This is a genomic window from Cellulosimicrobium sp. I38E (assembly GCF_001647255.1).
Classification (GTDB): domain Bacteria; phylum Actinomycetota; class Actinomycetes; order Actinomycetales; family Cellulomonadaceae; genus Cellulosimicrobium; species Cellulosimicrobium cellulans_E.
In genome coordinates this window covers 23,049-40,872 of the sequence record NZ_LUAZ01000024.1, presented here as the reverse complement: position 1 = coordinate 40,872, position 17,824 = coordinate 23,049, and the positions used below count along the sequence as shown (strand labels likewise).

The window sequence follows — 17,824 nt, the reverse complement described above, 5'->3', positions numbered from 1 at the left end:
CTCTCAGTCGTCGTCGTGCCGGCGGGAGACAGGTGGTTCGGGGTCGTAGGCGTAGCGGCGAATCCGGAACCACCGGACCGCGAGCAGGAGCGCGAGCATCGTCAGCGCACCGGCCTGCGGCCAGCGGTTGCCGTCGGGGATCGTCAGCTCGAGCGTGACGACGACCATGACCCAGACCGCGAGTCCGGTGATGCACGCGATGACGGCGGCCCGCTCGAGCCACCAGACCCCGGGCAGGGTCGCGAACACGCCGAGCACGCCGCCGAGGATGATGAATCCCGCCCAGATCGTCGTGAGCACGGGGCCGAGCTCGCCGGCCACTGACGACGGTGGATCGACGAGCGCGGACAGCCCCACCCCGAGCGCGACCATGTAGGCGATCCAGTGCAGGAACGTCACGACTTTGGGTTCCTGGACCTTGCCCCAGAGCCCTTGCAGAACACTCATGTGATGCCCCTTCCTGGGCATGACGAAGCCCCCGTCACCACGCGGTGCGGGGGCTCGGAGAGGACGTGTCAGACGGCGAGCACGCTGACGCGGTTGACCGTGACGCCTGCGGCTGGAGTGACCGTCACGGGGATGTTCGCGGACGCGTCCGCGGGGAGCGTGACGACGCGGCGCACCCGCGACACCCCGGCGGGCACGTTGTGCGTGCTGACCTCGCCCGCCCCGACCTGCACGGTGAGGGTGGTCGCGGCCCCGGCCTCGACGTCGACGAGGACCTCGCGCGACGCGCCGAGGTGCTGGTCCTGTCGGTACTGCGTGATCTGCACGACGTGCGCCGTGCTGCCCGGTACGGCGACGGGTGCCTGCGTGGGCGGGGCGACGTCGTGCCGGCGTGCGGTGTCGGAGTCGGCGAGCCACAGCCCCGAGTACGACAGCACGACGAGCGTGCCGGCATCGCGTCGTGCCGCGATGTCGGCGAGGAACGCCGCGAGCTGTGCGGTGGTGAGGTACCCGGCCTCGTCGAGGTAGTTCGCGTGCAGCATGAACGCGACCCCGACCCCACGCGCGATCGCGGTGTTCAGCGCGCTCGTGATGGACGACGGCGCGGCGTCGTCGATCGTGATGTGCGGCGCACCGATCGGCTGGGCGGTCGGGTCGAGGACGCGGTACTGCCCGGGCGCGTACCCCGCGACGAACGCGTGGTTGCCCATGATGAGCTGCCCCGCGGCGGTCTCGGTGTTCTGCGCCGTGGTCGCGAACGGGGACGCGCCCATGTACGCGCCGGCCGCGAGCCCGGGCGGGCACCAGCCCTCGACCGCGAGCCCGGGGAGGTTCGTGCGGAGCGTCGTGAGCGAGTCGACGATCTGCTCCTGCAGCGCCTGGGGCGTGGTGGCGTTGCCGTGGTTCCCGCCGTGGTTCCACACCTCGCCGCCGTGATCGAGGCACATCGTCTGCAGCTCGGCCCACGTCATGTTGTCGTCGCCGGTGCCGAGGTTCTGCGGGTTGATCGCCTGCGCCCACGGGAGCTGGTACTGCTTGAGCAGGGGGAGCACCTTCGCCTCGAACGCGTCGAGGTGGTGGTCGAACCGGAGCGCGACGACGGGCTTGCCCCCGGTGCCGATGCGGCCACCGCGGCGGACCCGCGCCCGGGAGACGAGGTCGACGTGCCGGTACGGTCCGGCATCGGTCACGGTCGTCGCGCCGGAGAACAGGTTGCGCCACCCCGTCCAGTTGCCCGTCGAGGCGGAGGTCGTGGCGCGGAAGAACATGCTTCCCGACCCTAGCGTCGAGGACCAACGCTGCACGGTGAGCACGGGTGAAACCTGCAGCACCTCGAGCACCCCGGGCAGAGCGTCCGGCGCGTTGAGGAGCGACGCGGCGACTCCCGCCGTCTCCGCGACGTACAGGCCCGGGGTGCGCAGCGCGTTCAGGTCGCTTCCCGACGTGAGAACCGTGATGGGGTCGGCGCGCATGTCGCGCCAGGACGACCACGTGCCCGAGCCGACCGAAACCACGGACCGCAGCCACACCGTCGTCGCGTTCCCGATGGTGATGTACTGCTGCGACACGAACCCGTTCAGGGTCCGGGTCACGAGCACCGTGCCCGCGCCCAGCCCCGGGCCGTTAACCAGAGACTCCCCGATCGCGTTCGTCGCGACCGAGTACACGCCCGCCGTCGTGATCGTGTTGAGGTCCGTCCCTTCGGCGATCGCGCCCTTCACGAACGACGCTGCCGCCTCAGCGTCTCCGATCGCCGCGTCCGTGGTGGTGGCGAGCTGAGCCCACCACTCCTTGGACGGGTGCAGCACGTCGCCGCTCGGGTAGATGATCCCGCGGCCGGTCTGGCCCATGTGTTAGCTCCTTGCGAGGGGGTTGAGGTCGAACTGGTCGAGGGTCTTGCCCGCCCAGTAGGTGTCACGGTCGTCGAGGGTTGCCCCGGACCAGACGAGGTCGTAGTCGTCGAGCGACGGAGCGATGCGCTCGACCTGCGTCACGCGCAGGGAGAGGCGGCTCGTCCCATTGCCCGCCGAGACTGTGTGTCTGAGCCCGAACACGAGCCCGGTGACGCGAAGGCCCGAACGGTGCCGGTCCTCGAGGACGACGCGGTCCCCGAGCTGGCGGCGCGGATCGAAGTTCACCTCGACGTCGTCGAGGTACGGGGTGCGCACGGTCGCGGTCGTCGCGATCCAGTCCGCGAGCGCCTGGGCTTGCGCCTGTGTCTGGACCCACCAGCCGGCGTCGTGCGTGTACACGGCCGCGCCGTCAGGCCCGGTCGCTACCGCAGCGGTCGTGGCCTTGACCACCTGGAACTTGCCGCGCCCGCGCAGCACGGGGAGCTCCTGGCCGAACCGGGCCGACCACACGCCGGTGCCGGCCTCGGACGGGCCCTGCAGCTCGGCGTTCTTGCCCGAGGGCACGGAGCCGACGGTCGTGGTGATCGCGTAGGACCGCCAGTCGATGCGTCGTAGCGCGGTGTCGACGAGCGTGGTCGCTGCCCATGCCTCTCCCGAGGCGTCGGACAGGACCGCGCCGGTGAACGACCCGAGGCCGAAGTTGAAGTCGCTCAGGGTCGACGAGGGGCCGGCCTTCGTGATCGAGGTGTCGACCATGATCCAGTCCTCGCCGCTGGCGGGATGGACCACGTCGGCGACGACGTCGCCAGAGTCGACGGAACCGCCACCAGCCCACAGCGTGACGGAGTCGCGGGAGGCGCGGGTCACGGTGACGTCGGACCACGTGACCTCGACGCCGGAGTAGACGTCGCGCCACTGGTCGGACCACGACGCGTCGAGCAGGTCGTGCTCGGACGTGAGCGTGCTCACGGGCCCGGTGCCGATCGCGTCGCGCGCGACCCAGCGCAGCCTGCCGACCTCGTCGAGCCACATCGCCGAGCCGACCGCCGCAGCGTGCTCCTTGAGCAACGTGAGGGCGTCACGGCCGATGATCGAGGGCTGCACGACGATGTTGTGCATGCTGACCCCGCCGAGAGTGAAGACCGCCGTCGGGGTGTGGGTCAGCCCGGCGAACGCGGACGCGGGGAACGAGACGCGCGCCGCGCCGACGCGGGCCGTGCCGGAGGCGAGGACGCGGACCGCGGTCATGGCGTTGGCCAGCAGCCCGGCTGGCGCAGCGACGGTCGCGGTCGCGGCCGCGCCGGTGTCGGTGCGCAGCTCGGCCGTGATGTTCGATCCCGTCGGCGTGATGCGCGCGATCGCGCGCGACGCGGCCCCTCGGGCGACCGTGACGACGTTCGTCCCGGAGGGCGCTTGCAGCGCGACGAGCGTGGGCGAGAGCACCATGCGCAGCGTCGCGGTGCCGAACGTGACCGTGATGTTCGGGTTCCCCGCCTCGGCACCGGGCCACTGCAGGAGGATCTCCATCGGCGCGTCGAGCAGCCGCGCCGTCGACGGCGTGTACGTCGCGTCGACGTCCTGGACGCACAGGCCCCACGGCGCGGACGCGAACACGGGGAACGCGCCGCCGACAGGCGCCGCGCACGTCGTGACCTCGCCGACCTCGGGCCACATCGACCCCATCGCCGTGACGGAGACGACCGCTCCGACCCCGACCGCCGGGGTCGCGTTGAAGCCGCAGCGCCGCAGCACCTGGTCCGCGATCCAGATGCCCGACATGCCGATGTACCGCGCGATCGCGCCTGGGGTCACGGGCGGCATCGCGTTCATGAGCGGCTGCATCGTGATCGGGCGGTTCAGCCGGTCGATGTCGTCGACGAGGTCGGAGGACACCTGACCGTCGGCGAACGTGCCATCCGCGGCATCGACGCGGCCGGTGAGCAGCACGCACGTGCCGTGCTCGTTGCCCATCGCCGCGACGACGCGCGAGCCGCTCGGAGGTGGGATCGCGCCGCGACGAGCCCACGGGGTAGGGGACCGGTCGGTGGCGTCGTCGGGCTGCGACCACACCACCGTGCCCGACGCTGCGGTCAGGCCCGACCCGCCCAGCAGGGATCCAGGGAGCGACGACGCGAGCTCGCGGGAGACCGAGACGACGTCGGCCTCGAGCGGGGCACCGTCGACCGCGACCACGGCCGTCGGCGACGTCACCTCCGCCGTCGACGACCAACCCGGGATCGTCTGCACTAGCCAACCTCCATCACCGTGAACGTGTGCTGCGCACCGCGCCCGTCCGGGTCGTCGTGCGCGAGCACGACGCTCGTGTCGAGTCCCGGGAAGAGACACCGGGGCATGCCCTGGCCCGGGTACCAGCCCCGCGCCTCGTCCGTCCACGTCACGGCCGGGCGGGCGAGGCGGGACGCGCCGAAGGCCACGACGTACATGGCCGCTGCTCCGGGAGGGGGCATAGCCGATACGGCGACCCGACCGAGCTCGGGCCCAGCGAACGACCCGCCCGCCGTCACGCTGCTGAGGCCGGCGCCCGCCGCGTCGACCCACTGGATCCGCACGGAGACGGCCGCGCCGGTCGCGTACACCGACGCGGTGACCGGACGCCCCGGGACGACCGGGACGTCGTCACGCGCACCGTTGCGGCGCGGGAGGAACACCTGATCCGCGGTGGAGGCGACGGCGAGCGACCGGCCAGCGCGACCACCACCGACGAGCGGGACTGCGCCGGCGGCCGTCACCGTGCCCGTCGTTGTCCACGATCCCGGCTCGAGGGTGGACGCCGTCGGGGTGAGGAGGTTCGTCACGGCCGCCCACGGGTCGACGTACCAGAACGGGCCCGACCCGTACTCCCCGCTGACGAGCGCGGCGAGGTTCGCCACCTGCTCGGGCGTGGAGTACGACAGATCGACGGCGAGCTGACGCAGCGCACGCGGCGCCTGGTGCGCCTTGCGCACGCCGCCGAGCGTTGTCCGGTACGTCGTTGCGCGCGCCACCGACGGCGCGATACCTCGCGGCGCACGGACCTCGACGAGGCCCCCGAGCGGCCCGACCCATGCCATCAGCGTCCACCCCGTCTCTCGCTGTACGCGCCCGCTTCGGCGACCGCGGTCGCAAACTCCCGCCCGCCCACGGACACCCGCACCGGGCGGTCCGCGAGGCCAGCAACGACGCGGTCCGCGAACCGCTCCAGAGCGGCATCAGTGACGCCGCCCAGGGCAGCGGGCGCAGGACCGGGTCCAGATGTCGAGGCGGCGACCGTGCCACCAAGGGCGAACCGAGGCAGAGCGTCGTCGTTGATCGCCTTGAGGAGCTGTCGGTGCTTGCGTGCCGGGCCCGCGGCGATGACCTCCTCGTCCGGCATCGCGAGGATCGGTACCGAGTCCTTGCCCGGGATGCCGCCCGTGACGGTCCCGCCCTCGGCCATCGCGCGCATGTTGTAGCCCATCGACGTGACCTGAGTCCCGGTCTTCGCGTCGAAGTAGATCGACACGCGACGCCCGTTCCAGGTCCGCTCGAACCGCTGGAGCGTCGACTCCGCGGAGTCGACGTTCGCGTACACGTCGGTGCCGCGCGTGAGCGGGATCTCGAGGACCTGGTCGACGAGCGCGGCGACCTGGCCGGTGTTGTACCCGGCGGCCGCGGCCTGGTCGAGGAGCCGCTGCCGGCCGGTCGCGAGCACGGCGTTCGCCTGCTCCTGCGACCCCGTCTGCTCGAGCGTTGCGTCGTACAGCGCTTGCAGGTCGTCCGTCAGGCCGAGGATCGTGCGCTGGTTGTCCCGGCCCATCTGGTCCCCGGTGGACAGGCTGTTGTTCCAGCCCTCCTGCTTCTCGGTCAGCGCCGCGAGCCCGTCCTCGAAGTCGAGGCCCGCCTCGATCGACGTCTGCTCGAGGTCATGCTGCTCGCGCAGCGCGTTGTTCACGCGGTCGATCGCGTCGGCCTGCTTGATCTGCTCGACCGTCACGCCCTCTTCTGCGGCGCGCAGCTGGTACGCGTTCTCCTCGGCCTCGAGCATCGTGTCCGCGTGCGTCTGCAAGGACGTGATCGCCCGCTCCCGCTCGCGCCACTCCTTGGCGAGAGCGTCGGCCGCAGGCGCGTCGAGTAGCGGATCGAGCGCCTTGTACTGCGCGTCGATGAGCTCGTTCTGCTCCTTGAGCAGCTCGATCTGCCGCTCGACGGACGAGTAGTCCGCCCGGCCGAACGCGTCGTAGAGCGAGGTCAGGGAGACCTCGGTCCCGTCGAGCGCGCCCGAGATGTCGTCGAGGTTCGTGACCGCGTCCGACTGCCAGAGCTCCCACGCGGAGCGGACGTCCGTGACCTTGACGAGCATCTCGTCGAACCGGGCGACGAGGTCCGCCCGGTCGAACTCGGCGCCAGCGTCCTTGATCTCGAGCGCGAAGTCGCCTGCCTCCTCCTTCGCGTCGTTGATCCGGTCGGCTGCCTCCTGCGCCTTCGAGATCACGACACCGAGCCCGGCTGCCGCGACCAGGCCTGCCGCGGCGCCGGCCGGGCCGAAGCCGACGAAGGCGTTCGCGAGGGTCTCCTGGATGATGTCGGCGACGTCGTCGAACTCGCCGGTGAACGACGCCGCGCCCTCGCGCGCGGTGCTGTTCGCCTCGTCCTTGAACTCGGAGAACCCCTCCTCCGTGCGCTTGAGGCCGTCGTTCACGCCGGACGGGTCGACCTCGGGCTGGACGACCGTGTCGTCGATGTCCTGGAGCGTGTCGTACACCTTCGCCGCGCGGTCCATCGCGTCGTCGATGTCGGCCTGGATCTCGGCCTCGGGCCGGGCCCGGTCCACCTGCTCGAGCTCGTCCGCGAGCGCCTCGAGGTCGGCCATGGCGTCGAGGGCGTCGACGACGACCTTCGGGTCGATGTCGGTGCGGCCGACCTTCTCGAGGAGCTCCTGGACGTCGGCGAGCTTCTGGTCGGCGTCGGCGGTGTCGGCGTCGATCTCGACCGTGGTCGGGACCTTCGTGAGGTCGGTCTGCTCGCCCTTGACTCGCTTGACCGCGGCGTCGACCTCGGCCGTGTCCGCGGTGAACGCGGTCTCGAGGGTTGCGACTCGGAGGGTCGTTGCCATCAGTCACCTCCGAGTGCTCGGTGCAGGCGCGAGGTTGGCTCGCTGGGCAGGGTGAGGATGAGGGACCGCAGGGGCGGCCATGGCCGTCGCCAGGTGGCGGGGTCGGTGAGGTCGACGCCGTAGAGCCGGGCGAGGTCGGCGACGACGAGGCGCCAGTGTCCGAGGATCTCTGGCCAGCCGACCACGATCCCGCCTGCCGCCCGTGCGGACGGCAGGCGGGCCTTCACGTGGTCTGGGATGTCGTACCGGTCGAACGTGCCGTCTTCGTTCGGTTCGCCGACGCCGTAGACCGCGAAGTCCTCGACCGTGACCGGGATCGTGACGGCGTCGGGCGCGCTTTTCCCGCGTCCTCACCGTCCGTCTCGCGGGCGCGGTCGAGGTACTTCTGGGCGGCGTCGATGCCGAGCGCCCACGCGATCCAGGCGACGGTGCCGCACTCGTTGACGACGACGCTCGGCACAGCGTCGGCGTTCATCTGCTCGACGACGTCGGCACCGAGCGCGAGCGTGCGGATCGTGTCGTCGCCGAGGACGTCGGCGAACGCCTTCGCCCGGGCGGCGGCGTCCTCGATGGTGCGAGCCGCCCACAGTGCGACGAGGCGGGCGCCGACGTCCGCCGTCGGCGGCCGCACACGGTAGGTGCGGCCGCCGACGGGCAGGTCGAGCGACGCGTCATCTTCGATGGACGTGAGGTGCTCGGTGAGTCCTGACAGGTCCACGCGTCAGGCCACCGTGTACGACACGGGGTCGGACGACCCGGCCGCGTTCGTCACGACGACGTCGGACGGCCCCGCGGCGGTCGCGGGGATGACCGCGATGATCGTCGACGCGTTGACGACGGTGAACGCGTCAGCACCGACGGCCAGCGCGTCGATCGTCACGCCGGTGACACCGACGAAGTTCTGCCCGGTGATGGTGACCTGCTCGCCCGCCGACCGACCGGCGGGCGTCACCGCGGTGATCGCCGGCGGGGTCGACGCCCCCGGCGTGGACGCAGGGTTGGGGATCTTGTGCGCCTCGCCCTTGCCCGTGAGCGTGAACTGCGACGCGCGGACCTCTCCGGTCGGGCCGGTGTTCACCCAGGTCTCGTCGGTGGTGACGAACCCCTCCCACGCGTCGTCCGGGTCGGGCGTCATGCCCTCGGTCTTCGGGAAGTCGTACCAGCGCACGTGCAGCGTGTTCGCCTCGCCCTTGCTGTTCGCGGCGTCGCGCATCTTCGCGTACTCGGGAAGGCGCGATCCGTCGGCCTTGCGCGGGGTGTCGAGGGTGGGGACGAGCTGGTGCCCCACGCCGGTGATGCCCTGGTTCGGGGCGCCGTTGTCCTCGTAGGTCTGCTCGTCGCGGGTGGTCTTCGGGCGCGTCACGGTGAGGTTCGTCAGGAGTCGCACGCGCTGCCAGAGCGGCTCCGCGACGCTGCCGAGGTTGACGTCCATCGCGTACTCGTAGCTCGACGCGTGCTCGAAGCCCGCGGGAACGGTAGGGGGAAGCGGCATGTCTCAGTCCTCCGGGAGGTCGATGATGATCTGGTAGCTGTCCGCCCTCGCGGAGCGGTGGTTCCCGTCGACGCCCATCGGGGCACCGCGGGGTCCAGGGGTGACGACGGCGAACCCCGCAACGCGGGACAGGCCGGCCAGGGCGTCGAACGCGCGCGACGCGAGCTCATCCGGCGAGCTCGGGTCGCGCGGCGCACCGCGGAACCGCAGCTGCACGCGACGCACCGACAGCGCGCCCTCGGCCATGCCGTCGTCCGCGGCGTAGAGCGTCACCCCGACGGCGCGGTTCGGGGTCGTGCCGATCGGGCCGTAGTACAGCCCGACGTCGTCGGCCTCCGTGTACGCGGGGCCGGCTGGCCGCCATGCCCACCCGCACCGGTCCGCCAGGACCTCGATCACCCGCGTCACGAGCACCTTGTCGTCCACGTTCACCCCCTGGGCGTCGTCCGGACGCGCTCGGGCGTCGGTACAGTCGTCGGCGTGAGGACGAGATCCGCGCTGGCAGGGGCCGCGCTCGTGATGGTGCTGGCTGGCTGCTCTGGGCAGGTGCAGCCGCTGCCGACGGTCACCGTGACCGAGACGGTCACCGCGACGGAGACGGTCACGGCGGAGCCCGAGCCGGAGCCCTCGCCCACCGCGCCGGCACCGGTCGCCGAGCCCGAACCCGCGCCAGCTCCGGAGCCTGCGGCGCCCGCTGGCGAGCCGACGATCGAGGAGATGTACCCGGTCGCGCTCGAGAAGTGCACCCAGGCCATGATCGACATGGGCCTCTACACGCGGCAGGACACCGCGCAGCACTCGTGCGAGGTCGCGCTCGACCCCTCAATGGACTCGGGGCGAACCATGATCGACCAGTACTACACGATGGATCTCAGCGTCCTCGACTAGCCGATCGCGGCCTCCGCCGCCTTCGCCGCCGCGGCGCCGATCGCCTGGATGGAGTCCGAGCCGGTGACGGCGGCCTCCATGAACTTTGCCTGCCCGTCGTCGTGCTGGTCGGTCAGGTCCTCGTGCACATAGACCGCGTAGTCCAGGTCGGTACCCATCTGCCCGTCTAGACCTTGCGTCTCGACGAAGTACGACCCGGCGAGATCACCCCGGTCCGTCGGGGTGAGCGCCTGCGTGCGGTCGCGCGCGGTGTTCGCCATCGCGAGCACGGTCGCCTCGCCGGCGGCGTGCACGGCCGCGAGCGCCTGGTCCCACGCTTCGGTGGACGCCACGGCCCCTCCTAGGTGAGGTTGAGGATCTGCACGGCCGGGAGGGTCTCGTGCGCGGAGCGGCCGGTGGAGATGACCTCGGCCTCGCGGGAGGCCGGCGTGCCGGGCCACACGGTCACGAGGGACCCGGGCGGCATGATGACGTCGAAGCCGCAGTGGAGCTGCGTGGAGCTCACGACCTCAGCGCCGGTGGCGTCGAGCACGAGGCGGACCTCCTCGTTGACGAAGCACGCGAACGGCTCGGGGTCGGCGTAGATCGGGCCCATGCCACCCTCGCCCGTCTTGGCCTTGCCGACGGCCTCGTGCGGGGTGCACCACTCGGGCAGCGGGTTGACGTTCACGGGGTGCTCGTCTCGTAGGCACCGGCCCACATGTCGGTGTGGCCGGCGCGCTGGCGGGTGAACCCGAGCTGCCGGCGCTCGGCCTTCGTGAGATACAGGTCGCCGGTCGGGTTCGCGTAGGTCACGGCCTGGTTGAAGCCGGGCCACGCGCGCGACTCCTGCGTGACGGGCGGCCCGCCGTCGGTCCCGGCGGCCGGGCCCATGGCGCGCTCGACCATGTCGCAGACGATGCGCTCGAGCGTGAGGTTGGGCGCGGTGAGGTCGTCGAGGACGCCGCGCGAGTCCTCGTCGAGGATGAGCTGGGACGCGTCGACGAGCAGGACCTTGGCGCGGTCCTGCTCCGCGGTGGAGAGGGGCCGCCACCTGCCCTCGAGCTGTTCCACTGTGGCGAACGCCGGTGGGACGGTCAGCATGGCGACCCCTCTCTGTCAGTCGTTCTCGCCGGTGTCGCCGGCGGGCGGGTTGCCCTCGGTGCCGGTGGGGTTGCCGTCGTCGCCGGTCGGCGGGACGGGCTCCGGGTTGGGCTTGAAGTTGGCGACGAGGTCCTGGATGTCGGCCTTCTTCGCGTCGCCGGGCACCTCGATGCCGAGATGCTCGGCCCAGGCCGCCCAGTCCGCCTTGGAGCTGTTGCTCTTCGGCGCGACGGGCTCGCCCGTCTTGCCCTCACCGTCGGCGGGGTCGCCGTCGAGGAGCTCGTGGCCCCGCCGGAGCAGGGACTTCACGTGGACCTCGTCCTCGACCTCGAGGACGTTGCCGTTCTTCGCTCGGATCCGAGCCATGCTGTTCCCTCCTCCGGGATCAGGCGGACACGTAGGTCTGCACGGCCGTGGGCCGCAGGACCTTGCCGCCGTAGACGTGCAGGCCGTCGACCTGGTCGCCGAAGGCGTCCGTGACGGTCTGCGCGCGGGTCTTGACGATCTGGTCGGCGTAGGCCACCGACCGACCGTGGTAGCCGATCGCCGCCGGCTTGTCCGTGTTCGCGAGCGCAGTGGCCGGCGACTCGAGCACGGTGAAGCCGAGCAGGCGCCCGACGACGCCGTTGCGCAGCTCGCCGTCGGCGCCGGCCTCGTTGACCTTCACGAGGGACGACCCGGGGCCGAGCAGGAGCGAGATGAACTCGGGGTTCGCGACGATGAACCGGTCGGCCGTCGGGATCTTCGCCTTCGTGAGCGCCTTGCGCAGCGTGCTCACGATGCCGAACGCGCCGGCGAAGTCCGTGACCGCGGTCGTGCCGCCGCCGGCGGTGCCGTCGGCGAGCATCTCCGTGATGAGGTAGTTCTCCGCGACGTCCGCCAGGCCGGCGGCCGCGTCCGTCTGGACGGAGTCGAACGAGCCCGCGGCCTGCACGGCGTCGACGTCGTCGACCAGGTACGCGTAGTACTTCTTCTGGTCGATGTCGAGGTCCTGCGACGTGTCGGTCAGGTTGTCGCGGACGATCGACCCGGCGTAGGTCTTGATCGTCGGCTGCACGACGGACGTGATGCGGACCGTCTCACCGCCGTTGGCGATGTCGCCCTCGTACTCGGTGTTGAGCGTGGGGACGACGACCTGGGCGGCGTGCAGGTTCTCGAGCAGCGCCGCGTGCCAGATCGTCGGCTTGAAGTTCGTGATGGCCACGGGGGCCCCCTTCTTGGGTCAGCGGATGCCGAGCAGCTTGTTCAGGCGCCCCTCGCGGCGCGCCTGGTTGATCTGCCCGGGGGTCATGGACTTGAGGTCGTCGTCCGTGAGCTGCGTCACCGGCGCGGTGCTGGTGTGCGTGCCCTCGGTCGGGACGACCGGCCCCTTCGGGGCCGAACCGATGAGCGGCTTGAGGACCTCGGCGTGCGCCTGCAGCTCCTCGAGCGTGGAACCCGACAGCGCCGCCGCGGGGACACCGGTCTCCTCGGAGACCTGCGCCTTCCACTTCGCGACCTGCTCGCGCGTCTTGAAGCCCGTGAGCTCGGCCTGCGCCTCGTCGCGCTCGCGCTGGGCGAGCTCGACCGCGTCCAGCTTGGACTTCTCGATCTCCGCGAGCTTGTCGGCGGCGTCCTTGTTCTCCTTCGCGCGCGTCTCCCACTTGCGCGCCTCGGCCTTCCAGTCGGTCGTGTCCGCCTGTGCAGGGGACGCGCCGTCTCCGGTGGGCTGCGGGGCGCCGGCGGGCGGTGCGGGTTTCGGCGGGTCGGCGGGCGTCTGCTCGCCGGTCCCCGGGGCGCTGGCGTCCGCCGGCGCGCCGATGAACCGCAGCCGCTCGAAGCGGGGCGGCATGCCGGGCGTCGGCAGGGTCGTCGTCGGAGCCGAGTGCGTCTGGCGCGTGTTCATCGGGTCACGCTCCAACCGAACTCGGTGATGGTGACGGTCCCGGCGTGGCGGACGAGGTCGTCCGCGACGTTGTCGGGGATGCCGTTCTGGGTCAGCTCCGTGCGGAACTTCCCGAGGAGTACGGCGGTCGTCTCCTTCTCCTGCTCCGGCTTGCTGCCGTCGGTGGTGCTCATCTGGTGTCCTCCCGTGCGGGATCGCCACACGGCCCCGTGCGGGCCCGTGTGGTGCGGATGGTGGGGTGGTGCTGCCCTGGCCGTGCGGCCGGGGAAGTTCAGGCGGCGGCGTCCGTGGTGTGCTCGCCGTCGGGGTGGTCGCTCTCGCCGGGGAACTCGCGCTCGAGCCACGCGCTCACCTGGGCGCGGTGCCGCTCGAGCTGGCGCGGGTTCATGCGCGCGGTGTTGCGCGACGCGACGTAGGCCGAGACGTCGACCTCGGGGGCGTCCGGGTCGAACGAGGGGTAGGCGACGCAGTTGCACACGGGCGCGTGCGACGCGAACCGGGCCGTGGCCTCCTTGTAGACCGCGCCGCGGGCCATGAGCGCCCGGCAGAACCGGCACGCGCCCGGGCGGGCGCGACGCGCCCACCCGACGGCCTGCGAGCCGGGCCGGGCCGTGTTGCGGGTGATCGTTCGTCGCCCGGTCTGCAGGACCTCGCGGGTCGCGGTGTGCGTCACCGAGACGAGCACCTTCTCCGGGGTGTCGCCGTACAGCTCGTCGGCGGCGAACCGGACGCCGGACTCGATGTCCGCCAAGTTCGGCGGCGCCGTCGTCGGGGTGAAGGACCGCGCGGTCGACATCGCGAGGCGCCCGATGAGGCCCTGCTCGGCGGCGTCCCAGCGCAGCTCCTCGAACCAGTCCGCGGCGATCGTCGCCGCGACGTCGCCGTACCGCTGCACGAGGAGGGGCACGTAGTTCAGCAGCGCCGTGTGGACCCGGTCGGGCCGCGCCAGGTCGAGGTAGGACCAGAACGACCGCAGGTCCGCCTCGACCTGGCGCGTGAGCTCGATGTTCGCCAGCCGGTACGCGGCGATCTGAGCGTCCGTCGCCACGTCACACCGCCTCCGCCGGCTCCGCGGTCAGCGCGGCCGCGGCTGCCTGCGCGTTGTCACGAGCCGCCGAGGCGAGCAGCGCCTGAAGGTTCGCCCGGGACGCCGAGCGCGCGAGCTCGGAGCGGATGCTCTTGATCTCCTCCGGGTCGTACCCCATGCGCTCAAGCTCGACGGTCGTCTCGGCCAGGCGCGGGATCGCCTGCACGCGCGCGAGCGACGCCTGCGCGGCCATGACCTCCGACGGCTCGTACCACTTCCCCCACTTCGCGCGGATCGAGCGCGCCTCGGCGAGCGCCGTCGGGGAGTCGGTGGCCATCGCGACCGCACGGATCATGAGCCGCTGGTGCGCCGGGCCGAGGCTCGTGCGCTCCCAGAACTCGATGTCGATGCCGAGGTCGGCCCACGCGAACTGCATCGCCTCGGCGGAGTCCGGGTTCTCGTGCACGATGCCGAGCGACCCGACCGGCAGGTTCGTCTCGGAGGAGAACACCTGCGCGATCGAGCGCATCTGGTCGAGGTTCGGCTGCATCGTCTGCTGCGCGAACTGGCCGACCGTCGGGAGGTTGCCGTCCTCGTCGCGGCTCAGCGTGAGCAGACGGCCGAGCATGACCGTCCACGCCGGGATCTGGTTCCCGTTCTTGTCCTCGAACGCATCGTCCTCGGCGCCGAGCGCGTACCGCTGTGGTGCGTTGTAGAACTCCGCTCCGACCTCCGTGCGCAGCTGCGTGCGCACCGCGGCGTCGGTGTTGTACATGACCGCGCGCGAGATCCGCGAGCGCCCGAACGGGCGGTCGAGGTCGGCCCGGTAGGGCAGGAGTTCCACGGGCACGCCCATGCCGTGGTAGGCGACGTTGGTCACGTGGAAGAGGCCGTTCGCGACCCGGGTCAGGGTGATGACCCGCCCGGGCCGGTACAGGTTCATGACGGTGGGCTGCATCGTGATCCGGTCGATCTCGACGATCGACAGGGCGTTGCTCAGCGCGCGCCGGCGCCGGTCCCAGGTCCCCGTCGCGTCGGCGGCGTTGCGGTACGTCACGATCACGGGCGGCTCGCCGGCGGAGGTGTCGCCGACGTGGACGAACCCGAACGCGCACGACTGGATCAGCGCGGAGGTGTGCGCGGCCGGGGCTTCGGTCACCATGCGGTTCCCGTCCCAGATGTCGGAGACGACCGCGTTGAGCTCGTCGCCGCCGTCCGAGGTGAAGCCCTGCAGGATGGTCCGCCGCGACATCGCGTCGACGGCCTTCGCCGGCCACCCGACGACGACCTCGACCGAGCGCAGCGACGGCGGGATCGAGATCCCGAGGTCCTTGAGGACGTTCTTGCCGTCGTAGTACCGCTGGCGCAGCTCGTTGCGGGAGCGCTTCTCGTTGAGCTGCTGGATGAGCTCGAGGAGCACCGCCTTGTCGTCGTCGGCCAGCCCGACGAACGTCGCGGCCGTGATGTGCGGCGTCTTGTTGGTGCGCCTCACGCCATCACCCGTCCCTTCGTCTTGCGGCCCGGTCGCCGCTTGCTCGTCATCGCTGCCCAGTGGGCGAGCGCCACGGACTCGATCGGGGTCGAGTCGTCCTCGTCGGTCTTGGGCTCGAACCCCCACCCGCCGGCGACGCCGATCTTGCGTTCGGTCGTCCCGACCACGGACGCGTCCAGCACGTCGGGGTCCTCGAGGTGGGTGACCGTCTGGCGCTTGACCGCCTCGCGCAGCATCGTGTTCGCGGCGATCACGTTGTCCGTGGTGAGGTGGTCGACCTTGTCGACGTCGCCGGAGCAGATCAGCACACGTGCGGGGACGCCGGCGGTGCGCAGGTCGTTGCCGAGCCCGACCGCGCCGGCCTTGCCGTCGATGACGATCTGCGCGGCGTGCTCGTAGCGCTTCGGGCGCTCGGGATCGGTCGTGAACCACTGGACGATCCACCAGGTGCCCTCGGTCAGCGGCCGCCGCGCGATCGTCTCGACGTGCACACCGTCGTCGTGGCGCAGCGCCGCGGACAGGGACACCGACACGCCGTCGATCGAGAACTTCACGCCGTAGGACCGCACGCCCTCGGTGGGCGCGACCTTCACCTTGCGGTCGCGCCACTGGAACGGGTCGATCGCGCACCGCAGCTGCTCGAGCACGTCCCAGATCCCGAGCGCCTCGCGGCGCCACGCGTCGTCGCGCTTGATGTTCTTGCGCATGCGCAGGATCGACTCCCACGGCGTGCGGACCGGGTAGGACGGGTTCGCCTTCATGATCTGGTCCAGGTCCATCAGGTCCGGCCCGCCGGGCTTGCCCGTCTGCGGGTCGGCCGAGCACTCGACGTACACGCCGTCGCCGTGCACGCCCACGACCTGCCCGTCGGGCTTCGCCGCGAGCGCCTCGGTCCGCCGGGCCGTGAACTCCTCGCCCGGGTCGCGCGGGGCCGGCGGGGTGCCCATGAAGAACAGGAGCGCGCCGTGCGGGAGCCGTGCCTGGTTCGCGGCGGGGACCATCGCTTCGAGCGCCTCGTGGTCGAGGATCTGCGCCTCGTCGAACACCTCGATGTCGACCTCGGTCTCACCGCGGCCGAAGTTCTGCTTGCGCGACCCGAACCGGAGGACGGACCCGTTCTTGAACCGGATCTCGCGGTTGCCGTTGCCGGTGATGATCGCGAGCCGGCCGTGCTCGACGGCGATGTGCTTGCGGGCGCCCTTGGACCGGGCGAGCTTCACGAGCTGCGTGAACGCGCTGTTCGCGGTCGAGACACGGTGCGCGGTCCAGATCGCGTTGAGACCGGGGAACAGGACGCACAGCGCGAACACGATCCGCCCGACGATGAACGTCTTGGCGACCTGTCGCGGGATGGACAGGACCACGCCGCCGACCGTGGCCGCGAACTTGCCGTTCTCGCGCAGGCCGAGCGCGACCTGACCGAGGCCGTCCTGCCAGACGTCGAATGAGTCGCCCCAGGTGCCGCACAGCCGCGCGACCCTGAACCACAGCGAGTCGACGATCCCCTCGGGCACGACGACGTGACGCGCGACCTGCGACAGCTTGAGCGCGGCGCGGTCAGATGGCGCCGATGTCGAACCGGCGCTGGTCGTCGTCGGTGCTGTCATTCGTCGGCTCCTGCGGCTCCTCCGGGTCGGTCGCGGTTGCGCGCGGCACGAGCTCGGCGCGCAGCGCCGCGGTGCGGCCCGCGAGCGCCGCGACGAACTGGATCTGACCGCCGGCCTTCGCGGCGTCGAGCGCGTCGGAGACGAGGAGCAGGTCCGCGGCGGCGGGGATCTTCTCGGGGTCGATGCCCCGGCTCTCGAGCCACGCGCGGGCGGCCGCGCCCGACGCGCCGGCGGACTGCTGGGGGCGGGCGCCGGCGTCGGTGTTCTTCGCGTTGCGCTTGCGCACGCGGTCCTCGGCCCGGCGCACGGCCTCGCACTCGGGGACCTTGCACTGCCGCTTGCTGCCCTCGTGCTGCACGCCCGTCGGCCCGAGATGCCCACGACCAGCCATGACACCCTCCTGACTGCCGGAACGAACCCGCGGAACGGTGCGGAACCGTAGAGCGGATCATGCGGAAAACCCGGCCTGACCTGCGCGGGGATCTCGCAAAACCCCGGCTACGAGCCCCCTTGGCGGAGGGGAGGGGGTCCACCCGGGGGGCTCACCAGATCGACGAGTGCCGACCGCGCGGCCACGTCCTCGATGCACGGGCCGCGACCCGCTCGCGCGAACGACGCCGCTTGTTGCAGTCGGCGCAGATGCACCGCGAGTTCTCGAGCGAGTCCAGGCCACCGCGCTCGACGGGCACGATGTGGTCGACCTCGACGAGCGCCGGGTTGTACGTGCCACGCACCCGCCGACCCCAGTCGAGCGTGCGACCGCAGAGCGGGCAGCGCGTGATCCCCGCGCGCTGGTCGAGGTCGCGTCGCTCGCGCACGATGCGCAGCCACTTCGCTGTGCCCGTGCGCGACGTCGCCACGGTGTTCCTCCCGCCGTCGCCGGTGACCCGTGCCGAGATCCCATGGTCTGTGTGTCGCACGGTCCGGGCGACGGCGGGGGAGAGGAAGGGGGCCGGCG

Annotated in this window: 22 protein-coding genes; 1 reads left to right on the top strand and 21 read right to left on the bottom strand. The window is 71.6% G+C overall.

From position 1 onward, the window contains the following. Positions 1-3: 3 nt before the first annotated feature. From A0J59_RS08820 to A0J59_RS08780, 9 genes are all read right to left on the bottom strand, one after another. Positions 4-447 carry a hypothetical protein gene (locus A0J59_RS08820; RefSeq protein WP_156532908.1) on the bottom strand — a complete coding sequence of 148 codons (444 nt, stop codon included), beginning with the start codon at positions 445-447 and terminating at the stop codon, positions 4-6. Positions 448-515: 68 nt separating this feature from the next. Then, positions 516-2,297 carry a polysaccharide deacetylase family protein gene (locus A0J59_RS08815; protein WP_064315860.1) on the bottom strand — a complete coding sequence of 594 codons (1,782 nt, stop codon included), beginning with the start codon at positions 2,295-2,297 and terminating at the stop codon, positions 516-518. A 3-nt stretch (positions 2,298-2,300) separates the two neighbouring features. Next, positions 2,301-4,547, bottom strand: coding sequence for a hypothetical protein (locus A0J59_RS08810; RefSeq protein WP_064315859.1), 2,247 nt, complete (start codon positions 4,545-4,547; stop codon positions 2,301-2,303). Then, positions 4,547-5,371, bottom strand: coding sequence for a hypothetical protein (locus tag A0J59_RS08805; protein ID WP_064315858.1), 825 nt, complete (start codon positions 5,369-5,371; stop codon positions 4,547-4,549). The genes A0J59_RS08810 and A0J59_RS08805 overlap by 1 nt, the downstream gene beginning before the upstream one ends. Then, complete coding sequence (locus A0J59_RS08800; protein WP_064315857.1) at positions 5,371-7,392, bottom strand: hypothetical protein; 2,022 nt, start codon at positions 7,390-7,392, stop codon at positions 5,371-5,373. The genes A0J59_RS08805 and A0J59_RS08800 overlap by 1 nt, the downstream gene beginning before the upstream one ends. Beyond that, positions 7,392-7,619, bottom strand: a complete 228-nt coding sequence (locus A0J59_RS08795; protein WP_064315856.1) for a hypothetical protein — start codon at positions 7,617-7,619, stop codon at positions 7,392-7,394. The genes A0J59_RS08800 and A0J59_RS08795 overlap by 1 nt, the downstream gene beginning before the upstream one ends. Continuing rightward, positions 7,616-8,110, bottom strand: coding sequence for a hypothetical protein (locus A0J59_RS08790; RefSeq protein ID WP_064315855.1), 495 nt, complete (start codon positions 8,108-8,110; stop codon positions 7,616-7,618). The genes A0J59_RS08795 and A0J59_RS08790 overlap by 4 nt, the downstream gene beginning before the upstream one ends. A gap of 3 nt (positions 8,111-8,113) precedes the next feature. After that, positions 8,114-8,884, bottom strand: coding sequence for a phage tail tube protein (locus A0J59_RS08785; protein WP_064315854.1), 771 nt, complete (start codon positions 8,882-8,884; stop codon positions 8,114-8,116). Positions 8,885-8,887: 3 nt separating this feature from the next. Further along, a complete protein-coding gene (locus tag A0J59_RS08780; protein ID WP_064315884.1) occupies positions 8,888-9,310 on the bottom strand; it encodes a hypothetical protein in 423 nt (140 codons plus the stop codon). A gap of 54 nt (positions 9,311-9,364) precedes the next feature. Here A0J59_RS08780 and A0J59_RS08775 point away from each other — a divergent pair, with 54 nt between their 5' ends. Then, positions 9,365-9,772: a hypothetical protein gene (locus A0J59_RS08775; RefSeq protein ID WP_156532906.1), complete on the top strand. Its 408-nt coding sequence runs from the start codon at positions 9,365-9,367 to the stop codon at positions 9,770-9,772. On the opposite strand, the gene A0J59_RS08770 is transcribed toward A0J59_RS08775, so the two are convergent. The 12 genes from A0J59_RS08770 to A0J59_RS08720 all read right to left on the bottom strand — a co-directional run bounded on the left by A0J59_RS08770 (position 9,769) and on the right by A0J59_RS08720 (position 17,726). Then, on the bottom strand, positions 9,769-10,104 hold the full coding sequence (locus A0J59_RS08770) for an HK97 gp10 family phage protein (protein ID WP_064315852.1): 336 nt from the start codon (positions 10,102-10,104) through the stop codon (positions 9,769-9,771). The two genes, A0J59_RS08775 and A0J59_RS08770, sit on opposite strands and share 4 nt — an antisense overlap. Positions 10,105-10,112: 8 nt before the next feature. Then, entirely contained in the window at positions 10,113-10,442 is a 330-nt protein-coding gene (locus A0J59_RS08765; RefSeq protein ID WP_064315851.1) for a hypothetical protein, read from the bottom strand. Beyond that, the gene (locus tag A0J59_RS08760; RefSeq protein WP_064315850.1) at positions 10,439-10,855 is read right to left on the bottom strand and encodes a Gp19/Gp15/Gp42 family protein; all 417 of its coding nucleotides are present in this window, start codon (positions 10,853-10,855) and stop codon (positions 10,439-10,441) included. Before A0J59_RS08760 ends, A0J59_RS08765 begins: the two co-directional genes overlap by 4 nt. A 15-nt stretch (positions 10,856-10,870) precedes the next feature. Further along, a complete protein-coding gene (locus A0J59_RS08755) occupies positions 10,871-11,221 on the bottom strand; it encodes a hypothetical protein (RefSeq protein WP_064315849.1) in 351 nt (116 codons plus the stop codon). A gap of 19 nt (positions 11,222-11,240) precedes the next feature. Further along, positions 11,241-12,059 carry a hypothetical protein gene (locus A0J59_RS08750; protein ID WP_064315848.1) on the bottom strand — a complete coding sequence of 273 codons (819 nt, stop codon included), beginning with the start codon at positions 12,057-12,059 and terminating at the stop codon, positions 11,241-11,243. An 18-nt stretch (positions 12,060-12,077) separates the two neighbouring features. Beyond that, the gene (locus tag A0J59_RS08745; protein WP_064315847.1) at positions 12,078-12,740 is read right to left on the bottom strand and encodes a hypothetical protein; all 663 of its coding nucleotides are present in this window, start codon (positions 12,738-12,740) and stop codon (positions 12,078-12,080) included. Next, positions 12,737-12,913: a hypothetical protein gene (locus A0J59_RS21540; protein WP_156532904.1), complete on the bottom strand. Its 177-nt coding sequence runs from the start codon at positions 12,911-12,913 to the stop codon at positions 12,737-12,739. Before A0J59_RS21540 ends, A0J59_RS08745 begins: the two co-directional genes overlap by 4 nt. A gap of 98 nt (positions 12,914-13,011) precedes the next feature. Continuing rightward, complete coding sequence (locus tag A0J59_RS08740) at positions 13,012-13,788, bottom strand: hypothetical protein (protein WP_064315846.1); 777 nt, start codon at positions 13,786-13,788, stop codon at positions 13,012-13,014. A 1-nt stretch (position 13,789) separates the two neighbouring features. After that, entirely contained in the window at positions 13,790-15,259 is a 1,470-nt protein-coding gene (locus A0J59_RS21160; protein WP_064315845.1) for a phage portal protein, read from the bottom strand. Next, entirely contained in the window at positions 15,256-16,866 is a 1,611-nt protein-coding gene (locus tag A0J59_RS21815) for a terminase (protein WP_172820035.1), read from the bottom strand. The genes A0J59_RS21160 and A0J59_RS21815 overlap by 4 nt, the downstream gene beginning before the upstream one ends. Next, positions 16,817-17,257, bottom strand: coding sequence for a hypothetical protein (locus A0J59_RS08725; protein WP_156532900.1), 441 nt, complete (start codon positions 17,255-17,257; stop codon positions 16,817-16,819). The genes A0J59_RS21815 and A0J59_RS08725 overlap by 50 nt, the downstream gene beginning before the upstream one ends. A gap of 151 nt (positions 17,258-17,408) precedes the next feature. Beyond that, positions 17,409-17,726, bottom strand: a complete 318-nt coding sequence (locus A0J59_RS08720) for an HNH endonuclease (protein ID WP_064315843.1) — start codon at positions 17,724-17,726, stop codon at positions 17,409-17,411. Positions 17,727-17,824 lie beyond the last annotated feature (98 nt).